A 15,216-nucleotide genomic window follows, 5' to 3' on the forward strand; every position below is an offset into this window, starting at 1 on the left:
CCCGCGCCGGCGGCCGCGCCCCGATAATCGGGTCATGGACGTCTCGCTTCCCGAACTGCCCTTCCCGCTGCGCACCTACGGACCCGACGGGCACTGGTCCCACGAGGACGGGGTGCTCACCGGGTGGGCCGGGGCCCGGCAGGACCGGTTCGTGCCGCCCACCGGCGACGGGGTGGAGCCCGCCGCCGACGCCCCCCGGCTGCTGGGGGCGCCGGAGGGCGACTTCCAGCTGATAGCCCGGGTCACCGTGGGGTTCGACCGGGCCTTCGACGCGGGCGCGTTGTACGTCCAGGTGGGCGAACGGGCCTGGGCCAAGCTGTGCCTTGAGTACTCCCCGGATGTGGCCACCGTCTGCACGGTGGTCACCCGGGGGCACTCCGACGACGCCAACTCCTTCACCGTGCAGGGCAGTTCCGTCTGGCTCCGGGTGAGCCGGACGGGCCGCGCCTTCGCCTTCCACGCCTCCCGGGACGGCAGGCGGTGGACCTTCGTCCGGCTGTTCACGCTCGGCGGGGAGAAGGAGACCGGCGCGGCCCTGGTCGGCTTCATGACGCAGTCGCCCACCGGCGACGGGTGCGTCGTGACCTTCGACCACCTGGAGTTCCGGCACGACTGGCCGGACGACCTCAGGGACGGCAGCTGAGCCGCGCCTCGCGCGGGGCCGGGCTCACACCCGGTCGGCCGCGATCAGCACGTACTGGAACGAGCCGTCCCGGTACGACTCGATGAACGCCTCCTCGATGCCGGTGACCAGCGAGGACGTGGCCCGCAGCTCCCAGTAGGGCAGGGTGTCCGCGGTGAGGTCGACGATCGTGTGCGGCACCAGCCGGTTGTCGGCCATGGCCCGCAGATACTCGCGCCGGGAGTGGATGTTGCACTCGAAGTGGGCGTTGATCTGGGAGACCCACTTCGACGGCTGCCCGTAGCGGGGGTTCCAGCAGCCGGTGATCGTCACGTAACGCCCGCCCGCCTTCAGGAAGCGGGAGTGCTCGGCGAACAGGTCGTGCAGATCGACGTACATGGTCGACTCGTTGTTCCACGACGCCGTGACGCTGCCCTTCTCGAAGGGCGTGTCGAGCATGTTGCACACACGCGAGCGGACGTGGTCGTCGATGCGCAGCTCGCCCGCGCGCCGGTTGCCGAAGTCGGCCTGGGTCGCGGACAGGGTGACCCCCTCGACCCGGCAGCCGAAGCGGCGGTGGGCCATCACCATGGACCCGCCGCGCCCGCACCCGGCGTCGACGAGCGTGTCGCCCGGACCGACGGGCCCGAGGTGGTCCATGAGGAACTCCGCCTGGGCCGACTCCAGCCGGTGCAGCTCGGCGACGAGCTTCTTGTCGTACTCGCTGTGCGCCGGGTCGCCGAGCGCGGCGTGGTCCACGGCGCCGATGCCGTAATGGTGGTGGTAGAGGCCGTCCACGTCGCCGAGGCGCAGGTTGACCGGCCGTGCCTCGTTGTTCCAGTAGCGGGCGATGTCCTCCTGGTACGCGGTCGCCGGGGCCGGGATGCGCGCGGTGGGGGCGGAGGTCGTTTCAGTGGTCACAGAGGGGTCCGTTCCTTACCAGAAGTCGGGCAGGCTGTAGCGGTAGGTGTTGGTGCGGTGCCAGTCGTGGTTGCCGTCGACCCACGCGGCCACACCCCTGAGGAAGCGCAGCACCGGGGGCAGGGGGCAGGCCGCGGCGAGGTCGGCCGCGGCGGCCTCGAACGCGTGCTGGAGCTCGTTGTGGATCTCCACGGCCCGCAGGTAGGCGTCGCGCTCCGAGAGCCGCTCGCGTTCCGCGAGCACGACGGGCAGGTTGAGGTGGTGGCCCGGGCTGTCGAGCTCCTTGGTGTACGAGTACAGGTCGTTGACGACGGTGGTCGCGTTTCCGGCGAGGGCGATGACCCGCTGCATGTCCGGCCGGGCGTGCAGGTCCGCGGGCAGTTCGTAGCCGCCGACGGTGTCCGTGATCGTGGGACAGGGGCGGAAGTTGTTGAACTGGCGCATGGCCAGGTACTCCCACACCTCCGGCACGTGACCGGTCTGTGCCCAGGCGGCCTCGGCGAGGTAGCCCAGGTGCAGCCGGGCCATGTCGTGCCGGTAGCGGTCCGCCTGGGAGGGGCTGGCCGCGTCCGTGAAGTGGTCCATCGCGCTGCGGTAGGCCCGGCGCGGGGCGTCCGACCCGAGCGACTCCCGCCATGCGGCCGCGTACGGCGCGGTGGTGTGGAGGTGGTCGAGCGCGGTGTGCGCCAGCAGCAGCCGTCCGCCGAGGCCGACGGGTGACCCGCCGTGGTCTTCGCAGTAGCAGTCGTCCACCGCGTTCTCCGCGACCATGAGCCGCGTGGCGAGCATCAGGTGGTCCACCGTCGGGGCGTCGGGATGGCAGCCGACCATGTAGCGGCCGACGGAGAAGCCGTCGAACTGTCCCTCCCACTCCTCGGGATAGAGCCGGACCTCGTCCTCGGCCCAGCGCTTGATGCGGCGGCTGACCTCCTCGACGCGCGCCGGGTCCGGTTCCGGGACGCGATGGTGGTAGAGGCCCGGCACGGCCCGCCCCGCGGCGGGGGCGGGCGCGGGCGCGGGGGACACCGGGTCCGGCTGCCGGGACCGGTGCCGCCCGGCCAGGTCGAGCGAGGCCGTGCCCGGTCCGGTGGGCCCGCGCAGGATCTCCCGGAGAGCGGGCCGGGCCGCCGGGGCCGCGTCCGGCGCGTCCCGCACCGCGGGTGCGGGCGCCGCCGCCGGCTGCGGCGGCGGCGGGCCCGGCAGGGCGACCGGCGGGTGCAGTGCCGCGAGGAAGCCGGCGGCGGCCGGCGCGTCCGCGGGGACGGCGACCGCCGGCGCGGGGGCGTCCGGCACGGGTGTCGGCGGTGTCGGTCCCCGTTCTGCGGGGGGTGGTCCGAGGGGCCCGTGGACGGGCATCGGGGGCTCCTTGCTGCGCTGGGACGGGTGCACCGTCGTGCCCCGTCGTGCGGGGAGGGGCGGGTCGGGCGTGGATCCGCGGCGGCGGCCGGGCGGCGGGGCGGGCCGGGCGGCGGGGGCCGTCAGCGCGGTCTCGGGGCGATCTGCACGTTCTCCAGCACGCCGAGGGCGTCGGGCAGCAGCACGGCGGCGGAGTAGTAGGCGCTGACCAGGTAGGAGCTGACCGCCTGGGCGTTGATGCCCATGAACCGCACATTGAGCCCGGGCTCGTATTCGTCCGCCAGCCCGGTCTGCCGCAGGCCGATGACGCCCTGGCTCTCCTCGCCGGTGCGCATCGCGATGACGGAACTGGTCTGCTGCGGGCTGATCGGGATCTTGTTGCAGGGCAGGATGGGCACCCCGCGCCAGGCGGGCACCGTCTGCCCGTCGAGGTCGACGTGTTCGGGGTAGAGACCGCAGGCGCTCAGGCCGCGCCCGATGGCGGCGATGGTCCGCGGGTGCGCGAGGAACATCCTCGTGCCGCGCCGCCGGCAGAGCAGGTCGTCCATGTCGTCCGGGGTCGGCGGTCCGAGGCGCGGCTGGATGCGCTGCTTGAAGTCGGCGTTGTGCAGCAGCCCGAACTCGCGGTTGTTGATCAGCTCGTGCTCCTGGCGCTCGCGCAGCGCCTCGACCGTGAGCCGCAGCTGCTCCCCGCTCTGGTCCATCGGACCGTTGTAGAGGTCGGCGACCCGGGTGTGGATCCTCAGCACGGTCTGCGCGACGGAGAGTTCGTACTCGCGGGGCTTCAGTTCGTAGTCGACGAAGGTGCCCGGCAGGTCGGCCTCGCCCGTATGTCCGGCCGACAGGGCGATCTCGGCCTCGCCGTGCTTGTTCTGCCGCCGCCGCGCCCGGCAGCCGAAGCCGTCGACATGGGCCCGGAGGTGGGGCGCGCGGGCCTGGACGGCGGCGAAGTCGGCGCGGGACAGGGTGAGAAGGGTGCCGCAGGTCTCGGCGGTGACCGTGCTGTCGTGGCAGGCGTCCGGGTCCGACAGCGCGTGCTCGCCGAAGTGGTCGCCGTCCGCGAGGACCGCGACGGCCACCTCAGAGCCGTACGCGCCCGCCGAGATCCGGCTGGCCCGGCCGTGCGCGATGAAGTGGATCCGGTCCGCGGGGCTGCCGCGCTCGACGAGGACGTCGCCCGTCGTGAAGTCGCGCTGGGTGCAGCGCTCGGCGAGGGCGGTGAGGACGTCCATGTCGTCGAACCCGCGCAGCAGGGCGAGTTCGCCGAGCCGGCGGGGGATCACCCGGACCGTGCCGCCCTCCTGGACGAACTCGACGCGTCCGTCGCCGAGGGTGTGACGCAGCCGCCGGTTGACCCGGTAGGCGCCGCCCCCGGCCTCGACCCAGGGCAGCATCCGCAGCAGCCAGCGGGAGGTGATCTCCTGCATCTGCGGGGCGGACTTGGTGACCGAGGCGAGGTTGCGGGCGGCGGCGGTGCTCAGGGACTGCTGCGGGGCGGCGGGCGGGGTCGGGGCTTCCGGGATGCTGTCGACGGACATCGGCGGGCATGCTCCTTGCACGGCGGGTCGTCCGGCGCACACGGGTGCGCCGACCGGGAGACAGGGAGGAATGGCGACGGGGAGGGACCACGGGAATCCGTCCGCCTGAAGCAAGCTAGCCGCTGGAGGGGCCGCGACCACATGGGAGACGGGATGCTTACCCCGAAGCGGTGACAATCGGTCGAATGCGGTTTATCCGCCCGCCGGACGCAGCCGCCGCCCGGCCGCACTCTCCCGGCAGACCGGAGCAGACCGGAGCAGACCGGAGCAGGCCGGAGAGGGCCGGAACCGGGCGGCCGGGGGGCACGTCCTGTCCTGCATGTCCGCAGAACGCGTCACGGGACGCCGGGTGATCCGCACCGCCGTCCCCGCCGAGGTCGACAGCGTGGTCGCGCTGCACGCCCGCGCCCGGGCGACGTACTACCCCGACGGGGTCCCGCAAGACGGCGCCGACTGGCCCGGCGCCTGGCGTGCGGCCATCGAGCGCCCCGACGGCCAGGTGCTGTGCGTCGTCGAGCGGGGGCGCATCGTGGGCCTCGCCTCGTTCCGCACGCCGGAGGGGGCGCCCGCGCACACGGTCAAGCTGTTCCAGTTCCACGTCGACCCCGGCCACTGGCGGACCGGGATCGGGACGGCCCTGCACACGGCCTGCGTCGAGCAGTGGCGGGCCGACGGCCGGCGCACCGCCGTGCTCGACGTGCACGTCGGCAACCTGCGGGCCCGGGCGTTCTACGCCCGCCAGGGCTGGTGTGCGGATCCGGGGGACCCGCCCGCCGAGGGCGACCACCACCTCTGGATGCGGTACTCGGTGCACGGGGAATGAAACGAGCTGCTTGAAGGTTCATCCACCGGGCGGAGGACTGCTCCGCCGCACCGGTACGACCTGGAGAGAGCCGAGACATGCGCGTCGAGATCTGGAGCGACATCGCCTGCCCCTGGTGCTACGTGGGCAAGGCCCGCTTCGAGAAGGCGCTGGCGGCCTTCCCGCACCGCGACCGGGTCGAGGTGGTGCACCGCTCCTTCGAGCTGGACCCGGGCCGCGCCAAGGACGACGTCCAGCCGGTGCTGGCGATGCTGACGAAGAAGTACGGCATGAGCCAGGCACAGGCACAGGCCGGCGAGGACAACCTGGGCGCGCAGGCCGCCGCCGAGGGCCTCGACTACCGCACCCGCGACCGCGACCACGGCAGCACCTTCGACATGCACCGCCTGCTGCACTTCGCCAAGGAGCGGGGCCGCCAGGACGAGCTGATCCAGATCCTGTACCGGGCGAACTTCGCCGAGGAACGGTCGCTGTTCACCGAGGGCCCGGAGCGCCTCGTGGAACTGGCGGCCGAGGCGGGACTGGACGCCGACGCCGCCCGGACGGTCCTCGCCGACCCCGCCGCCTACGCCGACGAGGTGCGCGCCGACGAGCGCGAGGCCGCCGAACTCGGCGCGAACGGCGTGCCCTTCTTCGTCCTCGACCGCGCCTACGGCGTCTCCGGCGCCCAGCCGGCCGAGGTGTTCACCCAGGCCCTGACCCGGGCGTGGGGCGACCGCTCGCCGCTGACGCTGGTCGACGACGGCGACGCGCAGGCCTGCGGCCCGGACGGGTGCGCGGTCCCACAGCAGTGAACCCGCGGTGAATCCCCAGGTCAGAGCCGATCTATAAGCGCTGCTTAGGAGCATCGCGTAAAAATCGGCAATGGACGGGGGGTTCCGCGAGGCCCACAGTGGAGGGCATGGACACCTTCGAGAGCCTCGTCCGGGCCGAGTTCACCCCGAAGACCACCTTTCTGAACACCGCGAGCAACGGCCTGCTCCCCGCCCGCACGGTCGCCGCCCTGCACGAGGCGGCGCTGCTGCGGGCCGAGGGCAGGCCGCTGACCCCGCTGCACGAGGACGTCGAGGCCTGCCGGGCCGCCTACGCCCGGCTGGCCGGCGTTCCGGTCACCCGGGTCGCCCTGGGCGCCTCGGTCGCGGCCCACACCGGCCTGATCGCCGCGTCGCTGCCCGAGGGGGCGGAAGTGCTCACCGCGGAGGGCGACTTCACCTCCGTCCTCAACCCGTTCCACGTGCGCGGCGACCTCAAGGTCCGCGCCGTCCCCCTGGAGCGGATCGCCGAGTCCGTCCGTCCCGGCACCGACCTGGTCGCCGTCAGCGCCGCCCAGTCCGCCGACGGGCGCGTCGCCGACCTGGCCGCCCTGCGCGAGGCGGCCCGCGAGCACGGCGCCCGCACCTACGTCGACTTCTCCCAGGCCGCGGGCTGGCTGCCGACGGACGCCGGGGCCCACGACTTCTCCGCCGCCGTCTCCTTCAAGTGGCTGCTCGGCCCGCACGGCGCGGCCTTCCTCGTCGTCCCCGAGGACTTCGGCGGGCTGTCGCCGATCCTCGCGGGATGGGTCGCCGGCGAGGAGCCCTGGGACAGCTGCTACGGGCCCGTCGCCGAACTCGCCCGCTCCGCACGGCGGTTCGACCTGACGCCCGCCCTGTTCAGCTACGCCGGACTGCGCCGCTCCCTCGAACTGATCGAGGAACTGGGCGTGCCGGCGATCCGGGCCCACGACCTCGCCCTCGCCGACCGCTACCGCGCCGGCCTCGCGGACCTCGGGCACGAGCCTCTCCCCGCGCCCGGCTCCGCGATCGTCTCCGTGCCCGGACTGGGCTCCCGCCAGGGCGAGTTGGCCGCGGCGGACATCCAGGTCTCGGACCGCGCCGGCAGCCTGCGCGCCGCCTTCCACCTGTACAACACGCCCGCCGACGTCGACCGGCTGCTGAACGCCCTGTCGCGCTGACGGCCCACGGGCACGACGAGGCCCGCGGCGCCCACCCGGCAAGGCCGGTGGGCGCCGCGGGCCTCGTCGCCGTCACGGGCGCGGGGACGCCTGCGCGGGATTCACCTCACCGGGGTGAAGTCCCGGGCGCCGATGAACTCCGGGCGGCGGACCGGCGCGGCGAACGGCTCCACGGCCGTGTTCTCCACGCTGTTGAACACGATGAAGACGTTGCTGCGGGGGAAGGGCGTGATGTTGTCGCCGGACCCGTGCATCGCGTTGCAGTCGAACCAGGTCGCGGAACCGGCCCTGCCCGTGAACAGCTTGATGCCGTGGTCGCCGGCCATCGTGGTGAGCGCCTCGTCGGAGGGCGTGCCCGCGTCCTGCATCTGCAGCGACTTCTTGTAGTTGTCCTTCGGCGTGGCGCCGGCGCAGCCGAGGAACGTCCGGTGCGAGCCCGGCATGATCATCAGGCCGCCGTTGGTGTCGAGGTTCTCGGTCAGCGCGATCGAGACGGACACCGTCCGCATGTTCGGCAGGCCGTCCTCGGCGTGCCAGGTCTCGAAGTCGGAGTGCCAGTAGAAGCCGCCGGCCCCGAAACCGGGCTTGACGTTGATCCGGGACTGGTGGACGTAGACGTCCGAGCCGAGGATCTGCCGGGCCCGCCCGACGACCCGCTCGTCGCGCACCAGGGCGGCGAACACCGGGCTGAGCTTGTGCACCTCGAAGACGGAGCGGATCTCCTGGGACCGCGGCTCGACGATCGACCGCTCGTCGGCCCGGATCTGCGGGTCCGCGACGAGCCGCTCCAGCTCTCGCCGGCACACGGTGACCTCGTCGTCGCCGATCAGCTGGTCGACGGCCAGGAAACCGTCGCGCTCGTAGGCCTGGAGGTCGGTGACCGGGATCGGGCCGGGGGTGTCGGGGGAGCCCCAGACGACGGGGTCCTTGCGGGGGACGGACACCTCGGCGGTGCCGCGGGTCGGGTAGAGATCGGTCAGGGTGGTCACGACGCTCACACCTCCTCGGGCTCGGTCAGCAGCGGGTAGACGCCGTTCTCGTCGTGGTCCTCCCGGCCGGTCACGGGCGGGTTGAACACGCACAGACAGCGGAAGTCCTCCTTGACGCGCAGCGTGTGCCGCTCGTGCCCGTCGAGGAGGTACATGGTGCCGGGCGTGATGGTGTGCGTCAGCCCGCTCTCGTGGTCGGTCAGCTCGGCCTCGCCCTCGACGCAGACGACGGCCTCGACATGGTTGGCGTAGTGCATCGACGTCTCGGTGCCCGCGTACAGAATCGTTTCGTGCAGCGAGAATCCGACCCGTTCCCGGGCCAGGACGATGCGCTTGCTCTCCCAGGTGCCGGACGCCGCCCGCACATGGCGGTCGGTGCCTTCGATTTCCTTGAACGAACGGACGATCACGGTGGTGCGATGCCTCCTGGATAGGTGACGGGGGTGGGTGACGCGCCGTGCGGCGGGCGTCAGAGCGTCTCGCGCACGGCCCGGGCGAGGATGCTCAGGCCCTCGTCCAGTTCCTCGGGGGAGACGGTCAGGGCCGGCAGGAGTTTGACGACCTCGCTCTCGGGGCCGGACGTCTCGATCAGCAGCCCGAGTTCGAAGGCCCGCTTGGCGACCCGGCCGGCCCGCGCCTTCTCGTGGAACTCCAGGCCCCACACGAGGCCGCGGCCGCGGTACTCCTTGACGTCGGCGAGGTTCTCCTCGGTGATCGAGATCAGCCCCTGCTCGACCTGCTCGCCGCGGGTGCGGGTCTGCTTCTCCATCGCGGACCCGTCGGCCCAGTAGGTCTCCAGGGCCGCGGTGGCGGTGACGAAGGCCGGGTTGTTGCCGCGGAAGGTGCCGTTGTGCTCGCCCGGCTCCCACACGTCCAGCTCCGGCCTGAACAGGCAGAGCGACATGGGCAGTCCGTAACCGCTGATGGACTTGGAGACGGTGACGATGTCCGGGACGATGCCGGACTCCTCGAAGGAGAAGAAGGCGCCGGTGCGTCCGCAGCCCATCTGGATGTCGTCCACGATCAGCAGCATGTCCTGCCGCTCGCACAGCTCCTTGAGCGCCCGCAGCCACTCCGGACGCGCGGCGTTGATGCCGCCCTCGCCCTGCACGGTCTCGACGATGACCGCCGCCGGCTTGTTCAGGCCGGAGCCCTGGTCCTCCAGCAGCCGCTCGAACCAGAGGAAGTCGGGGACCTGGCCGTCGAAGTAGTTGTCGAACGGCATCGGCGTCCCGTGCACGAGCGGGACGCCCGCGCCGGCCCGCTTGAAGGCGTTGCCGGTGACGGCGAGCGAGCCGAGGGACATGCCGTGGAAGGCGTTGGTGAACGACACGATGGCCTCGCGGCCCTTCACCTTGCGCGCCAGCTTCAGCGCGGACTCGACGGCGTTGGTGCCGGTCGGGCCCGGGAACATGACCTTGTAGGGCAGGTCGCGCGGGCGCAGCACCAGGTCCTGGAAGGTCTGGAGGAAGGTCCGCTTGGCGACCGTCGACATGTCGAGGCCGTGCGTGACGCCGTCCCGCATCAGGTAGTCGATCAACGCCCGTTTCAGCACCGGGTTGTTGTGCCCGTAGTTGAGGGACCCGGCGCCGGCGAAGAAGTCGAGGTAGCGGCGACCGTCCTCGTCGTACATGAGGCTGCCCTGGGCGCGGTCGAAGACGGCGGGCCAGCTGCGGCAGTAGCTGCGCACCTCGGACTCCACGGTCTCGAACACGCTCAGGTCGGGCTGGGTGATGGTCACGACGAAATGCTCCTGGGGGTGTGGGGTCGGGCGGGGAGGGCCGGGGCGGGGTTCAGAAGGCGAGCGGGCCGATGCGGTACAGCACCTCGCTGTCGTGCGGGCCGTCGGGGAACAGCCCGGCGTCGAACAGCACCTCGCGGGTGACGCCGGCCCCGTGCCGCTCGGCGTACGAGGCGAACAGCCGCTCGGAGGCGGTGTTGCCCGGCGTGATCGTGGTCTCGACGGCGGTGAGCGGGCGCTCGGCGGCGAGCCGCGCGGTCAGCCCGTCGAGCAGCGCGGCGGCGAGACCGCGACCCCGGTACGCGGCGTCGACCGCGACCTGCCACACCAGCAGGGTGTGCGGGTCCTCCGGCCGGACGTACCCGGTGACGAACCCGACCGGCTCGCCGTTCTCCGCCCGCGCCACCGCAGAGGTGCCGGCGAAGTCACGGCACCACAGCAGATAGCTGTAGGAGGAGTTCAGATCGAGGGTCCGGGATTCCTTGGCGATACGCCATAGCGCGGCTCCGTCCGCCACCGACGGACGGTCGATACACAGGTCTGCTTGTGCGGCGGTCATGCGGATCGAACTTACCCAGCGAAATTCAAAAGCGCATGGAGAGGTCGTGGGGATTCCGTGATGCCGCTGGTGGTCGTGGCTGATTCATCCCTTTTTGCACCGCACAAAAAGGGCAAAGCGCCTCTCTTGTGCAATGCATCACGTGACGATGAGGCGCCGGAAAATCCTCGCGTTTAGTCCGGTGATATTCGGGCAGGAGAACTCGGGAACATCATGCAGGAAAAGGGACGGCGCGGGAACGGGTGAAAAAGGCCCGGTAAAGGGCGATGGCAAGGGTGACGGACAAGAAAGGGAACCGGAATTCCACTCGGATCTCCTTCCCGTAATTCATACCCCCGTCGTCCCGTCGATGCGCTCGCGGAGAATGTCGGCGTGCCCGTTGTGCCGGGCGTACTCCTCGATCAGGTGCACGAGCACCCAGCGCAGGCTGACCTCCAGACCCGCCATCGGCCCGTCCGGGATCCGGCCGGTGTCCTCGGGCGAGCGCCCGGCGATCAGCTCGCGCCCGCGCGCCACCTCCCGCCGCCAGACGACCATCGCCTCCTCGAGACCGCGCCCGGCGTCGAGGGCGTATCCGGTCTCCTCCTCGAAGAGCGGCGGCACGTCCAGTCCGGCGAAAGCCCGCTGGAACCAGTTCCGCTCGACCTCGGCCAGGTGCTGGACGAGGCCGAGCAGGGTCAGTCCGGACGGCTCCGCCGACCGCCGGCGCACCTGCTCGTCGTTGAGTCCCGCGCACTTCAGTTCCAGCGTCGCGCGGTGAAAGGCGAGCCAGCTCTCCAGTACGGGCAGTTCGTCGCCGGTCATCAGGGGAAGGGGCCGGCCGTCGGGCAGCGTCCGCGGAGCGTCAGGGGTCATCCCGGCAGCATCGCAGCCCCGACGGGAGCCGTCAGGCGATCCCCGGGCCCCGCGGCTTGCGCGCCTCAGAGCTCCTGCCGCCAGGCGTTCTCCACGCTGCGGCGGGCGGCCTCCAGGTCGACGTCCGCTCCGTGCTCCGCCAGGGCGGCGCCGAGGGCGGCCAGGCAGCCCTGTACCGCTCCCACGGTCGCGTCGGGACCATAGTGGTTGACCCTGATCATCTCCCCGGCCAGCGCGCCGCCGCCCGCGGCCAGCGGCAGCGTCGGGTCGCCCGCCAGGGCCCGGGCCACCAGGTCCGACGCCACCACCCCCGCGGGCGTGCGCAGGGTGGTGGCGACCGGCGCCGCGTCCGCCGCGTCGCGCACGTACGGCTCCAGGCCGCCGCCCAGCGCCACCGCTCCCGCGCGCGTCGCGGCCGCGGCGCGCGCGTGCCGGGCCATCGCGGCCGCCGTCCCCTCCGCCTCGATGCGCTCGACGCACGCCTCCAGCGCCAGCATCTCCAGCTGAGCCGGTGCGTGCGGGAGCGCCTTGCGGCCGGCGTCGACCCACCGCTCCTTCCAGTCCAGCAGCGACAGGTACGAGCGGCGCGGCGCCCGCGGGTTGGCTGCCATCCGCGCCCACGCCCGCTCGCTCACCGACACCGCGGACACGCCCGCCGGCCCGCCCATCGCCTTCTGCGCGCCGATCACGCACAGGTCCACGCCCCAGGCGTCCGGCAGCACCGGCTCGGCGCCGATCGAGGCGACGGCGTCCAGGTAGAACAGCGCGCCGTGCGCCCGCACCGCCTCGCCGATCTCCGCGACGGGGTTGGTGTTGCCGGTGGCGGCCTCCGCGTGCACCAGCGACACGAAGTCGATCTCCGGATGCTCGGCGAGGGCCGTGCGGATCTGCTCCGCGCCGACGGCGGTGTGGAACGGGACCGCCAGGTCGATCACGGTCGCGCCGCAGTCGCGCAGCCAGTCGCCGAAGGTCTGCCCGTAGGGGCCGGTGATCACGTTCAGCGCCGTCGTGCCCGGACCGGCCGCGGCGCGGATCGCGCCCTCCAGCGGCAGCAGCGCCTCGCCCTGCATGATCACGACGTCCTGCCGGGTGTCCAGCAGCCGGGCCACCCGGTCCTCGATCGAGGCGAAGTGCGCGGCGGACAGCGGGGCGAGGTCCAGGAACGGGTGGGTCACGAGGGTGCTCTCTTCACTCACGGGGTAGGGGTGACGAGGGTAACCGGCGCCCGCCGGGCCCCTCCCATTGCCGACTTCTTAGGTCGAACAGCCCTGTAGCCATAAGATTGATTTGAGACACTCAAACTTCTCCTTATAATCGGAACCCTCAGCTCTCTTACAGGAAGGCCCGCCGTGAACACCCTCCCCGGGCGCCGGATCCGCGTTCTGGCCGCCACCACCGCGACGGCCGGGCTGATGCTCGTGGCCGCCGCCTGCACCTCCACCGACGACGGGGGCAGCGGCTCCAAGACGGCCGCCGGCGGGGTCGAGCTCGTCAAGGCGGGCCAGCTCACCACCTGCACGCACCTGCCCTATCCGCCCTTCCAGTCGGAGATCGACGGCAAGGTGCAGGGCTTCGACGTCTCCCTGATCGACCTCGTCGCCAAGAACCTGGGCGTGAAGCAGGTGATCACCGACACGCCGTTCGAGAACTTCAAGACCGGCGCCTTCCTCAACTCCGGCCAGTGCGACCTGGCCGCCGCCGGCATGACCATCACCGACGAGCGCAAGAAGAACGTCGACTTCTCCGACCCGTACTTCGACGCCACCCAGGCCGTCCTGGTCGACAAGGGAGCGGGCGTCGCCTCGCTCGCCGACGTGAAGTCCAAGGGCGTCAAGCTCGGCGCCCAGGCACAGACCACCGGCGAGGACTACGCCAAGAAGCAGGGCTTCGACCCGGTCTCCTTCGAATCCTCCGACGCCGTCCTCAACGGCCTGCGCACCGGCCAGGTCAAGGCCGTCATCATCGACTACCCGGTCGTGCAGGGCTGGCTCAAGGACAAGGCCAACGCCGGCGCCTTCAAGGTCGTCGACAACCTCAACACCGGCGAGCAGTACGGCTTCACGGTGAAGAAGGGCAACACCGAGCTGGTCGACGCGATCAACAAGGCGCTCGCCGACGCGAAGTCCGACGGCACGTACAAGAAGCTGTACGAGAAGTGGATCGGCCCCTACGACGCGTCGGCCGCCTCCCCGTCGGCCTCCGCCTCGGCGTCCTGACCCCATGACCGACACGGACGTATCCCTCCAGCCGAAGAAGAAGGGCCTGACCCGGCGGCAGAAGCGCAGCCTCTCGCGGGGCGCGCAGTACGCCGTCTTCGTCGCAGCCGTGATCGTCTTCGCGGTCTCGGCGGACTGGGGCCGGCTGAAGAACCAGTTCGCCCAGTGGGACATCGCCCGGCAGATGTTCCCGGACGTCATCACGCTGGCCCTGAAGAACACTGTCCTGTACACGGTGTCCGGGTTCGTGCTCGGCCTGCTGCTCGGGCTGGTCGTCGCGCTGATGCGGCTGTCCTCGGTGGGCCCGTACCGCTGGCTGGCCGGCGTCTACATCGAGATCTTCCGCGGCCTGCCCGCCCTGCTGATCTTCGTGTTCATCGGCGTGGCCGTCCCGCTCGCCTTCCCCGGCACCGAGATCGTCGGCGGCACCTACGGCAAGGCCGCCCTCGGGCTCGGCCTGATCGGCGCCGCCTACATGGCGGAGACGTTCCGCGCCGGCATCCAGGCCGTGCCCAAGGGGCAGACGGAAGCCGCCCGCTCGCTGGGTTTCTCGCCCGCGCGCGCCATGGTCTCCGTCGTCATCCCGCAGGCCTTCCGGATCATCCTCCCGCCGCTCACCAACGAGCTGATCATGCTCTTCAAGGACTCCTCCCTGGTGCTGCTCCTCGGAGTGACGCTGGAGGAGCGCGAACTGTCCAAGTACGGCCGCGACCTGGCCAGTACGACCGCCAACTCGACGCCGATCCTGGTCGCGGGCCTGTGCTACCTGCTGGTGACCATCCCGCTCGGCTTCGTCGTGCGCCGCATGGAGGCGAAGGCCCAGGAGGCCGTGAAATGAGCCGTCCCGAGATCGAAGTGCGCGCGCTCCACAAGTCGTTCGGCGACAACGAGGTGTTGCGGGGCATCGACCTGGAGGTCGGCCGGGGCGAGGTCGTCTGCGTGATCGGGCCGTCCGGCTCCGGCAAGTCGACGCTGCTGCGCTGTGTGAACCTGCTGGAGGAGCCGTCCGGGGGCAAGGTCTTCGTCGGCGGCACGGAACTCACCGACCCCGACGTCGACATCGACGCCGTACGACGCCGAATCGGCATGGTCTTCCAGCAGTTCAACCTCTTCCCGCACCTGTCCGTGACCGACAACCTCACGCTGCCGCAGCGCCGGGTGCTCAGGCGCGGCAAGGCGGAGGCGGCGAAGGTGGCCGCCGAGAACCTGGAGCGGGTGGGCCTGTCGGACAAGGCGGCCGCCTACCCGGCCTCCCTCTCCGGCGGGCAGCAGCAGCGCGTCGCCATCGCGCGCGCCCTGGCCATGGGCCCCGAGGTGATGCTCTTCGACGAGCCGACGTCGGCGCTCGACCCTGAGCTGGTGGGCGACGTCCTGGCCGTCATGCGCATGCTGGCCGACGAGGGCATGACGATGATGGTCGTCACCCACGAGATGACCTTCGCGCGCGAGGTCGCCGACCGGGTCGTCTTCATGGACGGCGGCGTGATCGTCGAGGACGGCGCCCCGGCCGACGTCATCGGCAACCCCCGCCACGAGCGCACCCGCCACTTCCTCTCCCGCCTCCTCGACCCGGCGATGGCCGAGGTGGAGGAGGGGAAATCCGACCAGGTGGGCGGCGCCGACCGGTAGCTCACTAAGGTGC

General features: G+C 71.7%; 16 protein-coding genes. 7 read left to right on the forward strand and 9 right to left on the reverse strand.

Translation table 11 applies throughout. The annotated features are described in order from the left end of the window. The first annotated feature begins 34 nt into the window (after positions 1-34). Entirely contained in the window at positions 35-643 is a 609-nt protein-coding gene (locus ACGFSH_RS05775; RefSeq protein WP_393345274.1) for a DUF1349 domain-containing protein, read from the forward strand. 24 nt (positions 644-667) lie between these two features. Here ACGFSH_RS05775 and ACGFSH_RS05780 read toward each other — a convergent pair whose 3' ends face one another. The 3 genes from ACGFSH_RS05780 to ACGFSH_RS05790 form a co-directional block, all read right to left on the reverse strand. After that, complete coding sequence (locus ACGFSH_RS05780; protein WP_393345276.1) at positions 668-1,543, reverse strand: geranyl diphosphate 2-C-methyltransferase; 876 nt, start codon at positions 1,541-1,543, stop codon at positions 668-670. Positions 1,544-1,558: 15 nt separating this feature from the next. After that, positions 1,559-2,899 carry a family 2 encapsulin nanocompartment cargo protein terpene cyclase gene (locus tag ACGFSH_RS05785; protein ID WP_393345278.1) on the reverse strand — a complete coding sequence of 447 codons (1,341 nt, stop codon included), beginning with the start codon at positions 2,897-2,899 and terminating at the stop codon, positions 1,559-1,561. 122 nt (positions 2,900-3,021) lie between these two features. Continuing rightward, positions 3,022-4,437, reverse strand: coding sequence for a family 2B encapsulin nanocompartment shell protein (locus ACGFSH_RS05790; protein WP_393345279.1), 1,416 nt, complete (start codon positions 4,435-4,437; stop codon positions 3,022-3,024). A gap of 319 nt (positions 4,438-4,756) precedes the next feature. On the opposite strand from ACGFSH_RS05790, the gene ACGFSH_RS05795 reads away from it, so the two are divergent. From ACGFSH_RS05795 to ACGFSH_RS05805, 3 genes are all read left to right on the forward strand, one after another. Continuing rightward, positions 4,757-5,260, forward strand: coding sequence for a GNAT family N-acetyltransferase (locus tag ACGFSH_RS05795; RefSeq protein WP_393345281.1), 504 nt, complete (start codon positions 4,757-4,759; stop codon positions 5,258-5,260). A gap of 77 nt (positions 5,261-5,337) precedes the next feature. Next, positions 5,338-6,054 carry a DsbA family oxidoreductase gene (locus ACGFSH_RS05800; RefSeq protein WP_393345283.1) on the forward strand — a complete coding sequence of 239 codons (717 nt, stop codon included), beginning with the start codon at positions 5,338-5,340 and terminating at the stop codon, positions 6,052-6,054. Positions 6,055-6,161: 107 nt separating this feature from the next. Continuing rightward, positions 6,162-7,214: an aminotransferase class V-fold PLP-dependent enzyme gene (locus ACGFSH_RS05805; RefSeq protein ID WP_393345284.1), complete on the forward strand. Its 1,053-nt coding sequence runs from the start codon at positions 6,162-6,164 to the stop codon at positions 7,212-7,214. Positions 7,215-7,315: 101 nt separating this feature from the next. On the opposite strand, the gene thpD is transcribed toward ACGFSH_RS05805, so the two are convergent. From thpD to ACGFSH_RS05835, 6 genes are all read right to left on the reverse strand, one after another. Beyond that, positions 7,316-8,203 carry an ectoine hydroxylase gene (gene thpD / locus ACGFSH_RS05810; protein ID WP_393345286.1) on the reverse strand — a complete coding sequence of 296 codons (888 nt, stop codon included), beginning with the start codon at positions 8,201-8,203 and terminating at the stop codon, positions 7,316-7,318. A 5-nt stretch (positions 8,204-8,208) separates the two neighbouring features. Continuing rightward, complete coding sequence (locus ACGFSH_RS05815) at positions 8,209-8,613, reverse strand: ectoine synthase (protein WP_393345288.1); 405 nt, start codon at positions 8,611-8,613, stop codon at positions 8,209-8,211. 59 nt (positions 8,614-8,672) lie between these two features. Beyond that, on the reverse strand, positions 8,673-9,944 hold the full coding sequence (gene ectB / locus ACGFSH_RS05820; protein ID WP_393345290.1) for a diaminobutyrate--2-oxoglutarate transaminase: 1,272 nt from the start codon (positions 9,942-9,944) through the stop codon (positions 8,673-8,675). 52 nt (positions 9,945-9,996) lie between these two features. Beyond that, positions 9,997-10,503, reverse strand: coding sequence for a diaminobutyrate acetyltransferase (gene ectA, locus ACGFSH_RS05825; RefSeq protein WP_393345292.1), 507 nt, complete (start codon positions 10,501-10,503; stop codon positions 9,997-9,999). A 327-nt stretch (positions 10,504-10,830) separates the two neighbouring features. Continuing rightward, a complete protein-coding gene (locus tag ACGFSH_RS05830; protein ID WP_393345294.1) occupies positions 10,831-11,358 on the reverse strand; it encodes a DinB family protein in 528 nt (175 codons plus the stop codon). A gap of 65 nt (positions 11,359-11,423) precedes the next feature. Then, positions 11,424-12,533 carry a pyridoxal-phosphate-dependent aminotransferase family protein gene (locus ACGFSH_RS05835; RefSeq protein ID WP_393345510.1) on the reverse strand — a complete coding sequence of 370 codons (1,110 nt, stop codon included), beginning with the start codon at positions 12,531-12,533 and terminating at the stop codon, positions 11,424-11,426. A gap of 174 nt (positions 12,534-12,707) precedes the next feature. On the opposite strand from ACGFSH_RS05835, the gene ACGFSH_RS05840 reads away from it, so the two are divergent. From ACGFSH_RS05840 to ACGFSH_RS05850, 3 genes are read left to right on the forward strand one after another with little or no spacing between them, the layout of a single operon-like run. After that, a complete protein-coding gene (locus ACGFSH_RS05840) occupies positions 12,708-13,574 on the forward strand; it encodes a transporter substrate-binding domain-containing protein (protein ID WP_393345296.1) in 867 nt (288 codons plus the stop codon). A 4-nt stretch (positions 13,575-13,578) separates the two neighbouring features. After that, positions 13,579-14,412, forward strand: a complete 834-nt coding sequence (locus ACGFSH_RS05845; RefSeq protein ID WP_393345298.1) for an amino acid ABC transporter permease — start codon at positions 13,579-13,581, stop codon at positions 14,410-14,412. Next, the gene (locus ACGFSH_RS05850; RefSeq protein WP_393345300.1) at positions 14,409-15,203 is read left to right on the forward strand and encodes an amino acid ABC transporter ATP-binding protein; all 795 of its coding nucleotides are present in this window, start codon (positions 14,409-14,411) and stop codon (positions 15,201-15,203) included. The genes ACGFSH_RS05845 and ACGFSH_RS05850 overlap by 4 nt, the downstream gene beginning before the upstream one ends. The last annotated feature ends 13 nt before the right edge of the window (positions 15,204-15,216 follow it).

This window comes from Streptomyces sp. NPDC048481 (genome assembly GCF_043200075.1).
Classification (GTDB): domain Bacteria; phylum Actinomycetota; class Actinomycetes; order Streptomycetales; family Streptomycetaceae; genus Streptomyces.

Excerpts from the sequence above, each read along its gene's own strand:
- ACGFSH_RS05775 (WP_393345274.1), top strand. The coding sequence starts at position 35 with ATGGACGTCTCGCTTCCCGAACTGCCCTTCCCGCTGCGCACCTACGGA.
- ACGFSH_RS05785 (WP_393345278.1), bottom strand. The coding sequence starts at position 2,899 with ATGCCCGTCCACGGGCCCCTCGGACCACCCCCCGCAGAACGGGGACCG.
- ACGFSH_RS05790 (WP_393345279.1), bottom strand. The coding sequence starts at position 4,437 with ATGTCCGTCGACAGCATCCCGGAAGCCCCGACCCCGCCCGCCGCCCCG.
- ACGFSH_RS05795 (WP_393345281.1), top strand. The coding sequence starts at position 4,757 with ATGTCCGCAGAACGCGTCACGGGACGCCGGGTGATCCGCACCGCCGTC.
- ACGFSH_RS05800 (WP_393345283.1), top strand. The coding sequence starts at position 5,338 with ATGCGCGTCGAGATCTGGAGCGACATCGCCTGCCCCTGGTGCTACGTG.
- ACGFSH_RS05805 (WP_393345284.1), top strand. The coding sequence starts at position 6,162 with ATGGACACCTTCGAGAGCCTCGTCCGGGCCGAGTTCACCCCGAAGACC.
- ectA (WP_393345292.1), bottom strand. The coding sequence starts at position 10,503 with ATGACCGCCGCACAAGCAGACCTGTGTATCGACCGTCCGTCGGTGGCG.
- ACGFSH_RS05830 (WP_393345294.1), bottom strand. The coding sequence starts at position 11,358 with ATGACCCCTGACGCTCCGCGGACGCTGCCCGACGGCCGGCCCCTTCCC.
- ACGFSH_RS05845 (WP_393345298.1), top strand. The coding sequence starts at position 13,579 with ATGACCGACACGGACGTATCCCTCCAGCCGAAGAAGAAGGGCCTGACC.
- ACGFSH_RS05850 (WP_393345300.1), top strand. The coding sequence starts at position 14,409 with ATGAGCCGTCCCGAGATCGAAGTGCGCGCGCTCCACAAGTCGTTCGGC.